This is a genomic window from Streptomonospora litoralis, assembly GCF_004323735.1.
Classification (GTDB): domain Bacteria; phylum Actinomycetota; class Actinomycetes; order Streptosporangiales; family Streptosporangiaceae; genus Streptomonospora; species Streptomonospora litoralis.
This window is the reverse complement of the sequence record NZ_CP036455.1, coordinates 4,831,054-4,848,634: the sequence shown is the minus strand read 5'-3', so window position 1 is coordinate 4,848,634 and position 17,581 is coordinate 4,831,054. Positions and strand designations below refer to the sequence as shown.

The window sequence follows — 17,581 nt, the reverse complement described above, 5'->3', positions numbered from 1 at the left end:
CCCGGCCCTGGATGGGCTGGTTCGGCTGGTGTGGGTTCGGCGGTTGCTGATACGGGGCACCCGGGTGTCCACCCGGAGGAGGCTGGTTCGGCGGCTGCTGGTACGGCGCGCCGGGGTGGGCGCCCGTCTGCGGGCCGCCGGGATGCTGCTGGGCGGGCCCCGCGCCCGGTGCCGCGGGGTACCCGCCGCCGGCGGGTGCGCCCGTGCCCGGAGGCTGCTGGTACTGCGGGCCCTGGCCGGGTCCCTGGGTCAGGCCGGGGCGCTGCTGCTGCGGCGCGCCCTGCGGTCCCGCGGCACTGTGGTGGCCCGGATGGCCCGGCTGCCCGGTCTGGCCGCCCGGCCCGGGCTGCTGGGGGTGGGGCTGCTCGGGATGGGGCGCCTGCGGGGGCGCGCCCGGGCCTGCGGCCGCCGCATACGGCGGTTGCTGGTGCCATCCCTGTTGGGGGCCGGAGCCGGGTGCCGGGGGCGGTTGTCCCCCGGGTGCGGGGGGCTGCTGCGGGTGGGGCGTCTGGGGGCTGCCCGGTCCGGGTTGGCCGGGTTGGTGGGGTGGTTGCTGGTGCCATCCCTGTTGGGGGCCGGAGCCGGGTGCCGGGGGTGGTTGTCCTCCGGGTGCGGGGGGCTGCTGGGGGTGGGGCTGCTCGGGATGGGGCGCCTGCGGGGGCGCGCCCGGGCCTGCGGCCGCCGCATACGGCGGTTGCTGGTGCCACCCCTGTTGGGGGCCGGAGCCGGGCGCCGGGGGCGGTTGCCCTCCCGGCGCGGGGGGCTGCTGCGGCTGGCCGGGCGGCACGGCGCCCGGCTGGGGCTGCTGTCGGCCTGCGCCCGCCGGCTGGGTGGGCGCGGGGCCACCGGTCGGCGGCTGCTGCTGGGCCGGGTGGGGCTGCTGGGGGCCGGACGCGGGCGGCTGTCCCGCGCTCGCCGCCGGATACTGCGCTACAGGCGGATACTGGCCACCCGATCCCCCCGCGGGGGCGTGCGGGGGCTGGTGGTCGCCGGGCCGCGGGTGCTGCGCGGGGGGCTGCGGCCCGGAGGGCCCGGTGTGCGGGGGCGGCTGCGGCGCGCCGCCGGCGGGCCCGGCGTGGCCCGCTTGCGGGCCGGAGGCGCCGGTGTCTCCGGGCTGCTGCGGTGTGGCGGGCGGCGGGCCGCTCGGCGCCGCCGGGGCCTGGGGCTGTGCGCCGCCGGGCGGGGTCTGGGCTCCACCGCCGAGGAGGTCTCCGCTGTCCGCGGGCGGCGCGTGCTGCGGCTGCTGCGGGCCGGAGGCTGCGGCGGAGTGTTCCGCGGAGTCCGGGTGCGTGGGTGCGTGCCGCGGCTCGGGTCGGCCGTCAGGGCCGCCTCGGCCGTCGTTCGGCTCATTCGGATGCGGTGCGATGGCGGTACTCCGGAGACTGTCCTGGGGAGGCGGATGGGGGTCGAGGGAGGCGGTGGCCTGTCTCGGGTGCGCCCCGTGGCGGGGCGGCGTTCGGCCGCACGCTCCCTGCCGGGCGGCCGGCGTTCGACGGCGGGGTCCGGCGGCGAACCGCCGCTGCGGCGCTGCCGCCGCTCCTATCGGCGGTTCCGGTGGCTGCCGCGGCGAGCGGCGAGCGGGCACGCTCGGCGCTCGGCCGGTCGACGGTGCGGGCCCGAGGATAACCTCTCGCGGCCTCGGCGCGCCGCTCCGCCCGGCGGCGCACCGGCGGCTCGCGGCGCCGCGGACGACTGTAGTGCCACGTGGGGCGGTAGACGGGTGTGATCTCCTGCGGGATACGGGGTCGGGGATGGCGGGGGCGGATGATGCGGCCGAAGCACTCACTCGGCAAGGCATAATGAGAGTGGAGTATTCGCATGTCGCCGTACCGCTGCGGGTCCGCGCCCGGCTCGGCAGTGTATGATCTCCGGTCGTTTTGACCAGCGGTGCGTCCGGTGGATAGTATATTCCGTCGTTGTGCGTTGAGTTGCCGTGGGCTCCCATATCCACTTCGTGGGTGCCGATCACGCAATATCGTCCGCACCTACCCCGTCGGCTGGTGGCCCCGTGTGCCGGGCGCCGCAGCCGGACAGTAACCGAGTTCTCCATCTCCGCCCGCGGGGATGGGCCCCGCCGACTGAGACGAAGGCATACGATCGTGCGCACACACAGCCCAAAGCCCAGCGATGTCCAGCGTCAGTGGCACGTCGTCGACGCCAGCGATGTCGTGCTCGGGCGGCTGGCCAGCCACGTCGCCACTCTGCTCCGAGGCAAGCACAAGACCTACTACGCGCCGCACATCGACACCGGCGACTTCGTGATCGTCGTCAACGCCGGCAACGTGGCGCTGACCGGCAAGAAGCGGCAGCAGAAGCGCGCCTACCGGCACTCGGGCTATCCCGGCGGTCTGCGCTCGGTCGCCTACGGCGAGCTGCTCGAGAAGTACCCGGAGCGGGCCATCGAGAAGGCCGTCAAGGGGATGCTGCCGAAGGGCCCCCTCGGTCGCAAGATGGCCAAGAAGCTGAAGGTTTACGCCGGGGCGGAGCACCCGCACCAGGCGCAGCAGCCGGTGCCCTACGAGTTGAAGAAGATCGACCAGCCCGCCTAGGCGTTCGCGAGACTTAAAGGAAGTACGAGGAGAACCGTGGTCGAGCCGACCGGTATCGAAGACGTCGCCACTCAGGACAACGAGGGCAATCCCGAGGATTTCCCCGCTGAGTACACCAGCGAGACCCCCGAAGCGGCCGCCGCCGGGTACGTCCCCACGGCCTCCGGCCCGGGCGCCGGCACCGGTCGCCGCAAGAAGGCGATCGCCCGTGTCCGCATCACGCCCGGCTCGGGCGAGTGGAAGGTCAACGGCAAGCCGCTCGAGGACTACTTCCCCGACAAGGTGCACCAGCAGGTCATCAAGGAGCCGCTGGTCGCCCTGGGCTTCGACGGTGCCTACGACGTCTTCGCCCGGATGAACGGCGGCGGCCCCAGTGGCCAGGCCGGAGCGCTGCGCCACGGTCTCGCCCGCGCCCTCGCCGGCCTGGACACCGAGAACAACCGCCCGGTGCTGAAGAAGGGCGGCTATCTCACCCGCGACGACCGCGAGGTCGAGCGGAAGAAGGCCGGTCTCAAGAAGGCCCGCAAGGCTCCGCAGTACTCCAAGCGCTAAGGCCGGTGCCGTCGGCTCCGGTCGGCGCATCCGGTCACGGCCCGCCTTTCCCCCGGTCACCGGGTGGTCTGCGCGGGCCGTACCTTTTTTCGCCGGTTCCATCCGGTTCGGCGCATGCGTACGGATACTTCGGCCTCCGGGGCCTTCGTCTGCTCCTTGCGTCGGATCGCAACTAGGATCGCTACAACCCAGACGAAGGGGCGGTTGGTTCGTGACTCGGCTTTTCGGTACCGACGGAGTCCGGGGGGTCGCGGGCCGCGACCTCACCGCCGCGTTCGCGCTGGAACTGTCCAGCGCCGCAGCGCGGGTGCTGCCCGGTGAACGCCGCGAGGGCGGGCGTCCCCGGGCGGTCGTCGGGAGGGATCCGCGGGCCTCGGGCGAGTTCCTGGAGGCGGCGGTCGTCGCCGGCCTCGCCGGCGCCGGTGTGGACGTCGTCCGGCTCGGGGTGCTGCCCACCCCGGCGGTGGCCTACCTCACCGGCGAGATGGACGCGGACTTCGGTGTGATGCTCTCGGCCAGCCACAATCCCGCCCCCGACAACGGCATCAAGTTCTTCGGCCGCGGCGGGCACAAGCTGCCCGACGCCGTCGAGGACGAGATCGAGTCCGCGCTGAAGGCCCCCGCAGAGGGCGCCGTCGGTGCGGCGGTGGGCAGGGTCACCGACTCCGCCGACAGCGCCGAGCGCTACATCCGCCACGTCGTGGGCACCATGCCCTACCGCCTCGACGGGCTCAGGATCGTGGTGGACTGCGCCAAGGGCGCGGCCGCCACCGTCGCCCCCGAGGCGCTGCGCCGCGCGGGTGCCGATGTGGTGGCGATCCACGACGATCCCGATGGGCTGAACATCAACGAGGGTTGCGGCTCGACCCACATAGAGGAACTGCGCGCGGCGGTGCGCCGGCACGGTGCCGACGCCGGAATCGCCCACGACGGCGACGCCGACCGGTGCCTGGCCGTGGCGGCCGACGGGTCGGTGGTCGACGGCGACCAGATCCTGGGCATCCTCGCCGTGGAGCTGCACGAGGCCGGCCGGCTGGCCGAGGACACGCTGGTCGTCACGGTCATGTCGAACCTGGGGCTGAAGCTGGCCATGCGGGAGGCCGGGGTGACGGTGGTCGAGACCCCGGTGGGTGACCGCTACGTGCTGGAGGCCATGCGCGAGGGCGGTTTCTCGCTCGGCGGCGAGCAGTCCGGGCACGTGGTCATCACCAACCACGCCACGACCGGCGACGGGCTGCTGACGGGGCTGCACCTGCTGGGGGCGATGAGCCGGCGCGGGCTGGCGCTGGACGAGCTGGCGAAGGTGATGACGCGGCTGCCGCAGGTGCTGATCAACGTCCGCGGCGTGGACAAGTTCGCCGCCGAGTCGTCGGCGGCCCTGGCCGAGGCGGTCGCGGCCGCCGAGACCGAATTGGGCGACACCGGGCGGGTGCTGATCCGTCCCAGCGGCACCGAGCCGATGGTCCGCGTCATGGTCGAGGCGGCGGCCGAAGCCCACGCCCAAGAGGTCGCCGAGCGGCTGGCCGGCGTGGTTCGCGCGGACCTCGCGATCGAGTAGCCGACGCGCCCGCCGCCGCCGACGCGGGCTGTTTCGAAACCCCGGGGGCGGGCACCGGCGCGCCGCCCCCGCGCGTGCACGGGGGCGGGCACCGGCCGCCGGCAGCCTCTCCGCGGCTCTTCCGCGGCCGGGCGCGCCACGGTCCTATTCGGCGGCCGCCGAGGTTCTCTCCGCGGCCGCTGCGGATTGCGGAGCGGTGTCGTGAGCGCCGACGGGAACCACCAGCGGCGACCCGGAGACGGGGTCGCCGATCACCGCGCACCGCAGCCCGAACACCTCGGCGAGCAGGTCGGGGGTGAGCACCTGCTCGGCGGTGCCCTCCGCGCGGATCGCGCCGTCGGCCATGGCGACCAGCCGGTGGGAGTAGCGGGCCGCCAGGTTCAGATCGTGCAGCACCATCACCACCGTGCGGCCGTGGCGCTCGTTGAGGTCGCGTACCAGATCCAGCACCTCGATCTGGTGGGCGAGGTCGAGGAAGGTGGTCGGCTCGTCCAGCAGCAGCAGGTCGGTCTCCTGGGCCAGCGCCATGGAGATCCAGGCGCGCTGGCGCTGGCCGCCGGACAGCTGCTCCAGGGTGCGCTCGGCGTAGTCGAGCATGCCCGTCAGTTCCAGGGCCCGCGTGACCGCGCCGCGGTCGGCGGCCGACCACTGGCGGTACCAGCTCTGGTGCGGGTGGCGGCCGCGCGCCACCAGGTCGGCGACGGCGAGGCCCGGCGGTGCCTGCGGCGATTGCGGCAGCACCGCCACGGTGCGGGCGACGTCGCGCGGAGGCGTCGCGCGGATGGGGCGGTCGTCCAGCACGATCTGTCCGGCTCCGGGGCGCAGCAGGCGTCCCAGGGCCCGCAGCAGGGTCGATTTGCCGCAGCCGTTGGGGCCGATGATCGCCGTCACCGCGCGGTCGGCCACGGCGAAGTCCAATCCGCGCGAGATGACGTTGTCGCCGTAGGCCAGCGTGACCCGCTCGGCGCGCAGCCGCGCCGTTTCGGTGGAGCCGGGGTCGGACGTCATAGGCGGGCCTCCCGGTGGCGGAGAACGATCAGGTACATCAGGAAGGGTGCGCCCAGCACGGCGGTGAACACGCCGACCGGCAGCTGAGTGGGGGCGAACAGCCCGGCGGCCAGCTGGTCGGCGATCAGCGTCAGCGCGCCGCCCAGCAGTGCCGAGGTGAGCGGGGGCGGCTGCGCGGAGCGGCACAGCCGCAGCGCGAGCTGGGGAGCGGCCAGCGCGACGAAGTTGATCGGCCCCGCGGCCGCTGTCGCCACGCAGACCAGCAGCGCCGAGATGAACAGCAGCGCGAGCCGCGCGGCGTCGACGCGCACGCCCAGCCCGCGCGCCGTGTCGTCGCCCAGGCCCAGCGCCAGCAGTGTCCGGGCGGCGACGAGCGCGGCCGGCAGGATCACCGCGAGCGCGACCGCGGCGGCCCCGGCCCGGTCCCAGTCGGCAGCGTGCAGGCTGCCGGTCACCCAGGTCTGGGCGCGTGCGGCGCTGCGCACGTCGGTCCAGGTCATGATCCAGTAGACGAGGTTGGCGCACGTCAGCGAGACGGCGATGCCCACGAGCAGCAGCCGGTTGCTCTGCACACCCGCCTGCCAGGACAGCCCGAAGACGGCGGCGGAGGCGGCGAGCCCGCCCACGACGGCGCCGGCGGGCACCCCGAACTGGGCGGCGGCACCGCTGATGCCGCCCGCGCTGCCGCCGAGGACGATCACGGTGACCGCGCCGATGGCCGCGCCCCAACCGATCCCGAGCGTGTCGGGGGCGGCGAGCGGGTTGCGGGTGATCGACTGCAGGACGGCGCCGGACAGCCCGAGGGCGGCGCCCACGAGCGCGCCGGTGAGCGCGCGCGGCATGCGCAACTCCAGCACGATGAAGCGCTGGCCCGGATCGCCGCCGCCGAGCAGCACGCCGGTGACCTCGGCTAAACCCACGTCGGCGGAGTCGAAGGCGAGCAGCGCCCGCACGAACGCCGCACCCAGCAGCGCGGCCGCCGCCAGGCACACCAGCGCGGTGCGGGGGCGCCAGGGCCACGAGGCCGGGCCGATGCGCACGGCGCTGCGGTTGAGTGCGGGCGCCGGTCGCGGTGGAGGGGTGGAGGCGGGTGCGTTCACAGCTCGACGAGCCTCCTGCGGCGGATCAGCGTGATGAAGAAGGGCCCGCCGAACACGGCGAGCACGATGCCGACTTCGACCTCGCCGGAGCCGCGCACCACGCGCCCGGCGACGTCGGCGGCCAGGACCAGCGCCGCGCCGCACAGTGCCGCGTAGGGCAGCAGCCACCGGTGGTCGGGTCCGGTGGCGGCGCGGGCGGCGCGGGCGGCGTGCGGCGCGACCAGCCCGACGAACCCGATGGGGCCGGCGGCCGCGACCGCGGCACCGGTCATCAGGGCGATGGCGGCGACCCCGGACGCGCGGATCAGCCGCACCCGGTGCCCGAGCGCGGTTGCGACGTCGTCCCCCAGGGCCAGCGCGTTCATGCCGCGGGTGCCCGCGGCGGCCAGAGCGAGGCCGACGGCGGCGAAGGGCAGGATCTGGGTGGTAACCCCCTCGGGGCGGCCGCTGAGCGAGCCCACGCGCCAGAACCGGTAGACCTCCAGGCTGCGCTCGTCCAGCAGCACCACGCCCGCGGTGATGCCGCTGAGCAGTGCGGTCATCGCGGCGCCCGCGAGCAGCAGGGTGACCGGTGTGGGGCCGCGGGAGCCGCCCGAGGCGATTGCGAACACCGCCACGCTGGCGGCCAGCGCGCCGCCGATTGCGAACCAGATGTAGGCGGAGAGGCTCGCCAGGCCGAACAGGAACACGCTCAGCACAACGGCGCAGGCTGCGCCGTAGGCGACGCCGAGCAGGCTCGGGTCGGCGATGGGGTTGCGGGTGTGGCTCTGCATCAGCACGCCGGAGACGCCCAGAGCGACGCCGACGACGAGGCCGAGCAGGGTCCGGGGCATGCGCATCTCGTGCACGATCGTGCTCGCCTCACCCCCGTCGGGGGCGAGCAGGACGCGCCAGATCTCGGCGGGGGCGATGCCGCGGGAACCGACGGCGACGCTCAGCGCCGCGCACAACGCGAGCGCGAGCAGCAGCAGGAGCAGTCCGGCCAGGCGGCTGCGGAGGTGCGGCTCACCGCCGGGCGCAGCGGTCTCGACCGCGCCGGATCCGCGCGGCGGGGCGGGCGCGCTCGTGTTCACCGCGGCGACCTCTTCCTCCCGTGGCGGGCGTGGACTGGACAAAGCAGCACAAAACTCGCATACTCCCAGTTCTCCGGCTTTTGCCAACATTAGGCAAGACGAACCTAATCTACCGTGAACAGCAAAGGGATCCTGATGGCGCCTACCGCACGCCTGCGCACCCCTGCGCGGACGGTCCTGACCGCGTCCGCCGCCGCCGTGCTGGCCCTGGCCACCGCCTGCGGCGCAGACACCGGCGGCGCCGCCGACGCCTCCGGCGGCTCCGCGGGCTCCGGCGGCTTCCCCGTCACCGTCCAGCACGCCATGGGCAAGACGACCGTCGAGACGCGCCCCGAGACCGTGGTCGTGCTCGACACCAGCTACCTCGACTCCGCCATCGGCCTGGAGATGGAGGTCGTGGGCCGCACCGCCTACTCCGACGGCGGCGGCCTGCGCGACTACCTCGGTGAGCCGGGCGAGACCTACGCCGGCGGCGCCGAGGTCGTCGGCACGCTGCAGGCGCCCGACCTCGCGGCGATCGCCGAACTGCAGCCCGACCTGATCCTCTCGGCCAAGGTCCGCCACGAGGACATCTACGACCAGCTGTCCGAGATCGCCCCCACCGTCTTCTCCGAGACCACCGGCGCCACCTGGAAGGAGAACCACCTCCTGGTGGGCGAGGCCGTGGGCAAGCAGGACCGGGCCCGAAGCCAGATCGCCGACTACGAGGACCGGGCCGCCCGGCTGGGGGAGGCGATCGCCGAGCAGAACGGCGGCCAGGCGCCCACCATGACCCTCGCCCGCTTCGCCGGCGAACCCACGGTGCGCCTGTACGGGCCGGAGTCCTTCCCCGGCATCATCCAGTCCGACGTGGGGCTGCCCCGGCCCGAGGACGCGCCCATGCCCGAGGACGGCGGAATCGCGGCCAATCTGAGCCCCGAGGAGATCCTCGACCTCGACGCCGACCACATCATGGTCTCCACCTGGGACGACGGAACCGGGGAGTCCGCCGAGAAGGCCGAGAAGTTCACGCAGAACCCGCTGTGGGACCAGCTCGAAGGCGAGAAGCACACCGTCTCGGACAAGGTGTGGCTGACCTCGGTCAGCCTGCAGGGCGCGAACGCCGTGCTCGGCGACATGGGCCGGATCTTCGGGGTCGACGCCCCCTGACCCGCGGGCCCGGCGCCCTGGGGAAGGGAAGGCGACGCGAGGGCGGGGGCGGACCGCGCACGACCGCGCGGCCCGCCCCCGCCTTCCCTGCAGTCGCCGGTGGCGGTGCCGGCTGCTCCTACTCCACCGTCACGCTCTTGGCGAGGTTGCGCGGCTGGTCGACGTCGTTGCCCTTGGCCAGCGCCAGTTCGCAGGCGAAAACCTGCATCGGGATGGTCGAGACCACCGGCTGGAGCAGCGTCGGCACCGCCGGGATCTCGATCAGCTCGTCGGCGAAGGGCCGCACGGTGTCGTCGCCCTCCTCGGCGATGACGATGGTGCGGGCGCCGCGGGCGCGGATCTCCTGGATGTTGGACACGATCTTGTCGTGCAGCACCCCCCGCCCCTCGCGCGAGGGCACCACCACGACCACCGGCAGGCCGTCCTCGATCAGCGCGATCGGCCCGTGCTTGAGCTCGCCGGCGGCGAACGCCTCGGCGTGCATGTAGGCCAGCTCCTTGAGCTTGAGCGCGCCCTCCAGCGCCACCGGGTAGCCCACGTGGCGGCCGAGGAACAGCACGGTCCCCGAGTCGGCCAGCGACTTGGCCAGTTCGCGCACCGGGCCGACCGTGCCCAGGACCTTCTCGACCTGCTGGGGCATGTTGGCCAGCTGCTCGATGACGGCGTTGATCTCGTCGCCGAACTTGAGGTTGCGCGCCTGGGCGAGGTACAGGCCCACCAGGTAGCAGGCCACCAGCTGGGTGAGGAACGTCTTGGTCGCCGCGACGCCCACCTCCGGCCCGGCGTGGGTGTAGAGCACGCCGTCGGACTCGCGCGGGATGGTCGAGCCGTTGACGTTGCAGATCGCCAGCACGCGGGCGCGCTGCTCGCGGGCGTAGCGCACCGCCATCAGCGTGTCCATGCTCTCGCCCGACTGCGAGATCGCGATCACCATCGTCTGCCGGTTGAGGATGGGGTCGCGGTAGCGGAACTCGCTGGCGACCTCCACCTCGCAGGGGATCCGGCACCAGTGCTCGATCGCGTACTTGGCGATCAGCCCCGCGTGGTACGACGTGCCGCACGCGATGATGACGATCTTCTCGATGTCGCGCAGCTCGGAGGGCGCCAGGCGCATCTCGTCCAGCGTGAGCGTGCCGTCGACACCGACACGTCCCAACAGGGTGTCGGCGACGGCCTGCGGCTGCTCGACGATCTCCTTGAGCATGAAGTACTCGTAGCCGCCCTTCTCGGCGGCCGAGGCGTCCCAGTCGACGTGGTACTCGCGCACCGGCGCGGGATGGCCGTCGTAGTCGGTGACGGTGACCGAGTCGCGACGCAGCTCCACCACCTGGTCCTGGCCCAGCTCCACGGCGTCGCGGGTGTGGGCGATGAAGGCGGCGACGTCGCTGGCGAGGAAGTTCTCGCCGTCGCCGCGGCCCACCACCAGCGGCGAGTTGCGCCGGGCGGCCACGACCAGGTCCGGGTCACCCGCGGACATCGCGACCAGCGTGAACGCGCCCTCCAGGCGGCGGCAGACGGCGCGCATCGCCGCGGCCAGGTCGTCGCCCTGCTCCTTCAGCTCCGCGCCGAGCAGGTGGGCGGTCACCTCGGTGTCGGTCTCGGAGCTGAACTTGCAGCCGAGCTCCTCCAGTTCCAGGCGCAGCGCGGCGAAGTTCTCGATGATGCCGTTGTGGATGACCGCCACCCGGTTGTCGTTGTCGACGTGGGGGTGGGCGTTGACGTCGGTCGGCGCGCCGTGGGTGGCCCAGCGGGTATGCCCGATACCGATGCCGTCGGCCGAGCGCGGCGTCTCGGCCAGGGCCGCCTTCAGATTGGCGAGCTTGCCCGCGCGTTTCTCGGTATCCATCCGGCCGCCGGCCAGGACGGCGATTCCCGCGGAGTCGTACCCGCGGTACTCCAACCTTTTGAGGCCGTCGACGACGACCTCAAGCGCCGGTTGCGGCCCGACGTAGCCAACGATTCCGCACATGGGGGTCAGCGTAGGCGATCGGCGGCCGCCCGCCGACCGCCCGGGTGTCATACCAATGGATGTTTTTGCAGGTAAGGGTATAGACCAATCGGTGCTCCGGATAAGACCGCGCACGTCAGGCGGCCCGGCAGCGCCCCGGATGCGGTCGCGTAGGGGGCGCTGAACGGGAGAAGAATCATCCGCTCTTGTCCGAGGTCGGCCAGGCGGGCGATCCCCGCCCCGCCCGCGGGCGCGTCGGCGCGGCGAGGTTAACCGGCAGCTAAAGATCGTTTCATCGCCGAGCATTCCACCGTGTTCGTAACCTCCCCCGGCACGGCTGTCGCGCACGATCGGGTGCCGTTGACCAGCCGATCCGACGGGGATGACATGCACAAGGCAGCAACGGGGAGACCGGCGCGCGCCGCGAGAATGCTGGCGGCGCTGCTACTGGTCGGTGGATGGACGCTGAGCGGACCGGCCGCCGCCGCGACCGTGGAGCAGGCGACGCCGACCGCGTCAGCGCATCGGGCCGAGGCGCCCGAACCGCCGGAGGCGCCCGAGCCGCCGGAGACCGACCGGCCCGCGACCGAATCCCCGGCGGCGGAGCCCGCCCCCGCGGCCGCGGGAGAGTTCCGGACCTCGACCGGCCCGCTGCCGGGCGCGTCGGCCCCGCCGTTGGAGCCGGTGGCGCCGGTGGCGCCGGAGGTACCGCAGCGGTCGCAGTCCGCGCCGAGCGCGGCCGAGGAGCGCGTACAGCAGCAGGCCCCCGTGCTGAGCATCGACAAGACCGTCTCGCCGGACCCGATGATCATCGGCGACGAGGCCACCTACACCATCACGGTCACCAACAGCGGCGACGAGACCGCCGAGGACGTCGTCGTGACCGACACCCTGGACGGCAACGTCACCTTCGTGTCCTCGCCCGGCTGCACCGCGTCGGGGCAGACGGTCACCTGCGGAGGGCCGGGCACCGAGTTGGCCCCGGGAGACAGCCTCACCTACGAGATCACGGTGCAGGTCGACCCGGGCGTCTCCGACGGCACCAACATCATCAACCAGGCGGGCGTCGACGCCTCCAACGCCCAGGGGGCGCAGACACAGGAGATCTCCCAGACCCAGACGCAGACCGACGTGGAGATCACCAAGACCGGCGATCCGGCCACGGTGAACCCCGACGGCACCATCACCTACACGATCGTCGTCACCAACAACGGCCCCTCGGAGGCCGTCGACGTGTTCGTGCAGGACCCGACCAACGGCAACCTGACGACGATCACCGGCTTTCCCGACCAGTGCCCGCCCAGCGGTCTCACCATCAGCTGCAATCTGGGCACCCTGCAACCGGGGGAGAGCGTCGAGCTGGAGGTGACCGTCACCGTCAACTCCGACGTCGCCGAGGGCACCGAGATCCTCAACTGCGCCACGGTCTACACCGGCTCCCGCGAGACGAACACCGACAACAACCAGTCCTGCGACACCACCACCGTCGGACCGCCCGACGGCGCGGAGGCCGACCTGGTCGTCGCGAAGACGGGACCGGCGACGGTGAACCCGGGCGGCACCTACACCCAGACCATCACGGTCACCAACAACGGTCCTGACATCGCTGAGGATGTGACTGTCGAGGACGTCGTCGACACCGACCACGCCGTCGTCGAGGAGCTTCCCGACGAGTGCGAGGTCGTCGGCTCGTCGCTCGAATGCTCCCTCGGCGGTCTGGACGCCGGAGAGTCCCGCACCATCGAGGTCGTGCTGCGCGCCGACGCCGACGACGAGCCGGGAACGATCATCAACAACTGCGCCGAGGCGTCGACGACGACACCGGAGACGACCGAGGAGAACAACGCCGCGTGCGTGCAGACGGAGGTCGAGGGAGTAACGCCGACGCCGACTCCCACCCCTACCCCGGATCCGACGCCTACGCCGGATCCGACGCCTACCCCGGATCCCACTCCGACACCTGACCCCACGGACAGCCCGTCACCCGATCCCACAGACGACCCGACGGACGATCCCACGGATCCCGGCTACGGCGGCGACGGCTACGACGGTTACGACGGCGTCGGCGCGACGCTGCCCGTGACCGGGCCCGGCGCAGCCGCCCTCGGCGCGGTCGGAGCATTCGTCGCCGTGTGCGGCGCCGTGCTGCGGTGGTCCGCGGTTCAGCAGGCCAACGGGTCTCGAATCTGAGGCCCGCGTTCGTCCGGTGGTGGTGCGGGGAGACGGCATCCTGCACCACCATCGGGCCCTCGGTGACGCCCGCCGCGGTGCCGCACGGTGCCGCGGCGGAGCGCTGTGCCGGGGGAGGGCGCGTTTGCCCAGGCCGCCTCGTCTAGTGTGGGCAGGCGTGGCTCCGACGAAGAACGGCTTTTCGACGCCGTATGTGGAACTCGACCGGCCGGCGTGGGCGGCGCTGCGCGACACGACGCCGCTTCCGCTGACCGAGGACGACCTCGAAGCGCTGCGGGGCACGACCGACCCGACGTCGCTCGACGACGTGCGCGACATCTACCTGCCGCTGTCCCGACTGCTCAACCTCTACGTCAGTGCGACTCGGCAGCGGCACGCGGCCGTGCGCGGCTTCCTCGGCGAAGGCGACCAGCCGATGCCCTTCATCATCGGCGTCGCCGGCAGCGTTGCGGTCGGCAAGTCCACAACGGCCCGCCTCCTGCGCACACTGCTGGCGCAGTGGCCCGACCACCCGAACGTGGAACTGGTCAGCACGGACAACTTCCTGCACTCCAACGCGGTGCTGCAGGAGCGGGGCATCATGAACCGCAAGGGGTTCCCGGAGAGCTACGACCGGCGCGCCCTCGTCCGGTTCGTGTCGGAGATGAAGGCCGGCGCGCCGCGGATGGAGATCCCCGTCTACTCCCACCTGGCCTACGACCTGGTCCCCGGCCAGACGCAGACCGTGCAGCGGCCCGACATCCTCATCGTCGAGGGCATCAACGTGCTGCAGCCGCCGCTGCCCGGACGGCTCGCGGTGGCCGACTTCTTCGACTTCTCCATCTACGTCGATGCGAAGGTGGAGCACATCCGCGCCTGGTACCTGGACCGCTTCCTGGCGCTGCGCCGCACGGCCTTCTCCGACCCCCGCTCCTACTTCCACGCGATGGCCAGCGAAACGGACGAGGAGCAGGCCGTCGAGTTCGCGTCGGGCGTCTGGCGCAGCATCAACGAGGTCAACCTGGTCGAGAACATCCTGCCGACGCGCGGCCGGGCCACGCTCGTGCTGCACAAGGGGGCCGACCACACCATCCGCCGGGTGCGGTTGCGCAAGACCTGACCGCCGCACCGCCGGCCGGCACGCCGCGGCGGCCGCCGCCGTCAGCTGCCCGCTGCGGCTTCAGGCCGGCTGGGAGCGCGTGCGGGAACCCCGGTGGCCCGTGGTGGCCGAGCACGCCGCGAAAGGGCCCGCGGGCGACCGGAGCCGCTCCAGGGCGGGGTCGAGGTGGTCGCGGTGCCAGACGCCGGGGCCGGAGGGGCCGGACGTTCGCGTGTCGGCCAGCTCCTCATAGGCCAGGCGCAGCGCGTGCAGTCGGCCGACCGCCTCGTGGTGCTCCCACCACATCGGGCACCAGGGCGCCGCGCCGCCGCCCTGGGCGGTGCGGCTGTCCTCGCCGGACCCCACGTACACCGGGACGAGGAAGTCGTCGACCCAGGTGACCAGCGCCGCCAGCTCCGTCTTGTAGGCGTCGCGGGACATGTTGAAGATGAACGGCGTCGCGCCGCCGTCGTCGTCCTCCGGCGCGGGTTCCGGCGCCGCGGCCAACTCGGAGAGCTGGGTCTGCAGCCTGATGACGTCCGCGCCGAGCCGGTGCATGGCGTTCTGCAGGTGGGCGACGCGGTCGGACAGCCCGTCCCGGGCCGGTGCGGCTTCGGTGGCGATGCGGTCGTCTGTGGAGGTCATGCGGCAAGTCCCGTGCTGCTGTCCGTGTCCGGGGCGGCTGTCCCGAATGGAACGGTTCGAAAGTGGGTCGGTTGCCGGCACCCGGCGCCCGCGCGTGCGAAGGCTCCCGGTGCGATGGCGGGGGCTCCCCCGACCGTATGCCACACCCGGGGCCGGGCGGTCCGAGCGGGTGTCCCAGCGTCCGTCTGTGGCGGGCGGGTGCGGTCGGTGCCGGCGGGGTGAGCGATTCGCCGGCGGGAGCGCCGCTCATGGGTTCGCTGCCGGGCGGGCCGCCGATGAGCGAGCCGGCCATGCTCCTCGCGGGGCTGCTAGGCGGAGGATGCGCGGATCTGTGGAAAACCGGTCGCGCCACATCCCTGGCGACTACTTTGAGTAGCCGGTGCGGCATTCTATTCGGAGGTGTCCCATGGGCGCGGCAGACGAGTCGGAACTCCCGGAGCACTGGTTCGGCGATCCGGATCCGCGGCGACTCTTCTCCCCATGGGACTGGCCCGTACCGCCGCCGTGCGGGATCACCGCCCACGACCTGGACAAGATCCCCTATCTGCCCCGTCGCGTCGAACTCATCGACGGCGCACCCGTCTTCGGTAGCCCGCAGAACCTTTTCCACGCCCGCACGCTCTCGGTGCTGCAGCGCGGATTGGGCGAGCAGGTTCCCGAGCGGCTGCGGGTCGCCCGCCAGATGAGCGTGATCCTGGGGCCGCGCCAGCGCCCCGATCCCGACGTCGCGGTCGTCGACGCGGCAGCCGACCGCGGGGATGACCAGACCTACTATCCGGCCGCGTCGGTGTTACTGGTGATCGAGGTGGTCTCTCGCGATTCCGAGGTACGCGACCGCGAACGCAAACCACAGTTGTACGCGCAGGCGGGCATAGCGCACTTCTGGCGGGTCGAGCGGGAGGCCGGTGACCCGGTGGTGTACGTCTACGAACTCGATCCGGCCACGCGCTCCTATGTCGCCACGGGCATTCACCGCAGGCGGCTGCGGCTCGGCGTGCCCTTCGACGTCGACATCGACCTGCTGCAAACCCGGTTCGAGTGAGGTGACGCGGTCCATGCTCCCTCCTCCCGGCGGGCCGGGTTTCCCGGACGCCTCCGCATGCGGCATGCTCTCGAAAGGCGCGAAATCCGGCCAGGACGGACGAGGAGGCCCCCGTGCGCAACGCACACTCCGTCGACACGGTGCGCAAGGCCGAAGGCGGGCTGATGGCCCGGCTGCCCGAGGGCACGCTGATGCAGCGGGCCGCTGCGGGGCTCGCCGTCGTGTGTGCGCGCATGCTGCCGCGCACCTACGGGGCGCGGGTCGTGCTGCTCGTCGGCAGCGGCGACAACGGCGGCGACGCCCTGTACGCGGGGACACTGCTGGCCCGGCGCGGCGCCTCGGTGCGGGCGGTGCTGGTGGGCTCGCGCGTCCACGAAGGCGGGCTGGCGGCGCTGCGGGCGGCCGGGGGCCGCCTGGTCGCGGTGCCTGATGCGGCCGAGGGCATCGGCGACTCCGACGCCGCCGCCGAGGTCGCCGCGGCCGACCTCCTCGTCGACGGCCTCGTCGGCATCGGGGGCAGCGGGGGACTGCGCGAGCCGCACGCCGCCATCGCGGGCCTGGCGGGCGCCGCCGAGGCCCCGGTGGTCGCGGTCGACCTGCCCAGCGGTATCGACGCCGACACCGGTGCCGTGGACGGGCCGGCGGTACGCGCCGACGTGACCGTCACCTTCGGCACCCACAAGCCCGGCCTGTTCGTCGACCCCGGCGCCACCCGCGCCGGGGTGGTGGAGCTGGTCGACATCGGGCTGGGGCCCGAGCTGCCGGGCGCCGCCCTGGAATGCCCGCAGACAGAGGACATCGCCGGGCTGCTGCCGCGCCCGTCGGCCGAATCCGACAAGTACCGGCGCGGCGTGCTGGCCATGGCGGTGGGCTCGGACCGCTATCGGGGTGCCGCCGTGCTGGCGGTGGGCGGGGCGATGCGCACCGGCGTCGGCATGGTCCGCTACGCCGGTTCCGAGGGCGTGGTCACAGAGGTGCTCAACCGCTGGCCCGAGGCCGTCTCCTCGGTGCTCGACCCGATGGATCCGCTTTCCGGGCTGCCCGCACGCGTGGCCGCGTGGGTCGTGGGGCCGGGGCGCGGCCTGCACCCGATGGCGCAGGCCGAACTGGAGACCGTCCTGGACTCCGCGCGCCCGGCGCTCGCCGACGCCGACGCGATCACCCTGGTATCCAAGAATCCCCGGCTGGTGCGGGAGCGTTCGGCGCCCACCCTGCTGACCCCGCACGCCGGCGAACTGGCGCGGCTGCTGCCGGACACGGAGCGCGAGGAGGTCGAGGCGCGCCGCCTGTCGTATGCGGCCCGCGCGGCCGACGAGTACGGGTGCACGATCCTGCTCAAGGGCTCGACCACGGTCGTCGCCGAGCCCGGCCATCCGGCGATCGCCAACCCCACCGGAAGTGCGCTCCTGGCCACCGCGGGAAGCGGCGATGTGCTTTCGGGTGTCATCGGCGCGTTCCTGGCCTCCGGAGCGGCGCCGCGCGAGGCCGCCATGTGCGGCGCCTACGTCCACGGGCTGGCCGCGCGCCTGGCCCACGACGGCGCCCCGATCTCCGCGTCGGACCTATTCGACGCGCTGCCCGCGGCGCTCGCCGAGGTCCGCTGAAGCCACCGGGTCAGTCGGCGGCGGCACCGGTCCGCCGCGCGCACGGTGTCGCGCGTGTTCCGCACGGCCGCGCGCGCCGTCGCCG

13 protein-coding genes are annotated in these 17,581 nt (G+C 73.2%); 8 read left to right on the top strand and 5 right to left on the bottom strand.

Annotation, left to right across the window (positions count from 1 at the left end):
• Window positions 1-2,099: 2,099 nt before the first annotated feature.
• From rplM to glmM, 3 genes are all read left to right on the top strand, one after another.
• Window positions 2,100-2,549 (top strand): 50S ribosomal protein L13, encoded by a 450-nt coding sequence (gene rplM, locus EKD16_RS20375; RefSeq protein WP_131100390.1) that lies wholly within the window; start codon window positions 2,100-2,102, stop codon window positions 2,547-2,549.
• Window positions 2,550-2,585: 36 nt separating this feature from the next.
• Window positions 2,586-3,101, top strand: a complete 516-nt coding sequence (rpsI, locus tag EKD16_RS20370; protein ID WP_131100388.1) for a 30S ribosomal protein S9 — start codon at window positions 2,586-2,588, stop codon at window positions 3,099-3,101.
• Window positions 3,102-3,312: 211 nt separating this feature from the next.
• Window positions 3,313-4,659, top strand: coding sequence for a phosphoglucosamine mutase (glmM, locus tag EKD16_RS20365; RefSeq protein ID WP_131100385.1), 1,347 nt, complete (start codon window positions 3,313-3,315; stop codon window positions 4,657-4,659).
• A 144-nt stretch (window positions 4,660-4,803) separates the two neighbouring features.
• On the opposite strand, the gene EKD16_RS20360 is transcribed toward glmM, so the two are convergent.
• From EKD16_RS20360 to EKD16_RS20350, 3 genes are read right to left on the bottom strand one after another with little or no spacing between them, the layout of a single operon-like run.
• Window positions 4,804-5,667 carry an ABC transporter ATP-binding protein gene (locus tag EKD16_RS20360; RefSeq protein ID WP_131100381.1) on the bottom strand — a complete coding sequence of 288 codons (864 nt, stop codon included), beginning with the start codon at window positions 5,665-5,667 and terminating at the stop codon, window positions 4,804-4,806.
• Entirely contained in the window at window positions 5,664-6,767 is a 1,104-nt protein-coding gene (locus tag EKD16_RS20355) for a FecCD family ABC transporter permease (protein ID WP_131100378.1), read from the bottom strand. The genes EKD16_RS20360 and EKD16_RS20355 overlap by 4 nt, the downstream gene beginning before the upstream one ends.
• Window positions 6,764-7,840: a FecCD family ABC transporter permease gene (locus EKD16_RS20350; RefSeq protein WP_242677087.1), complete on the bottom strand. Its 1,077-nt coding sequence runs from the start codon at window positions 7,838-7,840 to the stop codon at window positions 6,764-6,766. The genes EKD16_RS20355 and EKD16_RS20350 overlap by 4 nt, the downstream gene beginning before the upstream one ends.
• A 114-nt stretch (window positions 7,841-7,954) precedes the next feature.
• Between EKD16_RS20350 and EKD16_RS20345 the strand changes: the two genes are divergently transcribed.
• Window positions 7,955-8,989: an ABC transporter substrate-binding protein gene (locus EKD16_RS20345; RefSeq protein ID WP_341351851.1), complete on the top strand. Its 1,035-nt coding sequence runs from the start codon at window positions 7,955-7,957 to the stop codon at window positions 8,987-8,989.
• A 118-nt stretch (window positions 8,990-9,107) separates the two neighbouring features.
• Here the strand turns inward: EKD16_RS20345 and glmS are convergent, their stop codons facing one another.
• A complete protein-coding gene (gene glmS / locus EKD16_RS20340) occupies window positions 9,108-10,958 on the bottom strand; it encodes a glutamine--fructose-6-phosphate transaminase (isomerizing) (protein WP_131100372.1) in 1,851 nt (616 codons plus the stop codon).
• A gap of 366 nt (window positions 10,959-11,324) precedes the next feature.
• Between glmS and EKD16_RS20335 the strand changes: the two genes are divergently transcribed.
• Window positions 11,325-13,127, top strand: coding sequence for a COG1361 S-layer family protein (locus EKD16_RS20335; protein ID WP_131100369.1), 1,803 nt, complete (start codon window positions 11,325-11,327; stop codon window positions 13,125-13,127).
• A gap of 193 nt (window positions 13,128-13,320) precedes the next feature.
• The gene (coaA, locus tag EKD16_RS20330) at window positions 13,321-14,226 is read left to right on the top strand and encodes a type I pantothenate kinase (RefSeq protein ID WP_131102822.1); all 906 of its coding nucleotides are present in this window, start codon (window positions 13,321-13,323) and stop codon (window positions 14,224-14,226) included.
• 60 nt (window positions 14,227-14,286) lie between these two features.
• Here the strand turns inward: coaA and EKD16_RS20325 are convergent, their stop codons facing one another.
• A complete protein-coding gene (locus EKD16_RS20325) occupies window positions 14,287-14,850 on the bottom strand; it encodes a DUF4913 domain-containing protein (protein WP_131100366.1) in 564 nt (187 codons plus the stop codon).
• A gap of 406 nt (window positions 14,851-15,256) precedes the next feature.
• On the opposite strand from EKD16_RS20325, the gene EKD16_RS20320 reads away from it, so the two are divergent.
• Window positions 15,257-15,892, top strand: coding sequence for a Uma2 family endonuclease (locus EKD16_RS20320; RefSeq protein WP_131100360.1), 636 nt, complete (start codon window positions 15,257-15,259; stop codon window positions 15,890-15,892).
• Between the two features lie 113 nt (window positions 15,893-16,005).
• Window positions 16,006-17,496, top strand: a complete 1,491-nt coding sequence (locus EKD16_RS20315; RefSeq protein ID WP_131100358.1) for an NAD(P)H-hydrate dehydratase — start codon at window positions 16,006-16,008, stop codon at window positions 17,494-17,496.
• Window positions 17,497-17,581: the final 85 nt, after the last annotated feature.

Coding starts and splice junctions, on each gene's coding strand:
- EKD16_RS20360 (WP_131100381.1), bottom strand. CDS start 5,667: ATGACGTCCGACCCCGGCTCCACCGAAACGGCGCGGCTGCGCGCCGAG.
- glmS (WP_131100372.1), bottom strand. CDS start 10,958: ATGTGCGGAATCGTTGGCTACGTCGGGCCGCAACCGGCGCTTGAGGTC.
- EKD16_RS20335 (WP_131100369.1), top strand. CDS start 11,325: ATGCACAAGGCAGCAACGGGGAGACCGGCGCGCGCCGCGAGAATGCTG.
- EKD16_RS20325 (WP_131100366.1), bottom strand. CDS start 14,850: ATGACCTCCACAGACGACCGCATCGCCACCGAAGCCGCACCGGCCCGG.
- EKD16_RS20320 (WP_131100360.1), top strand. CDS start 15,257: ATGGGCGCGGCAGACGAGTCGGAACTCCCGGAGCACTGGTTCGGCGAT.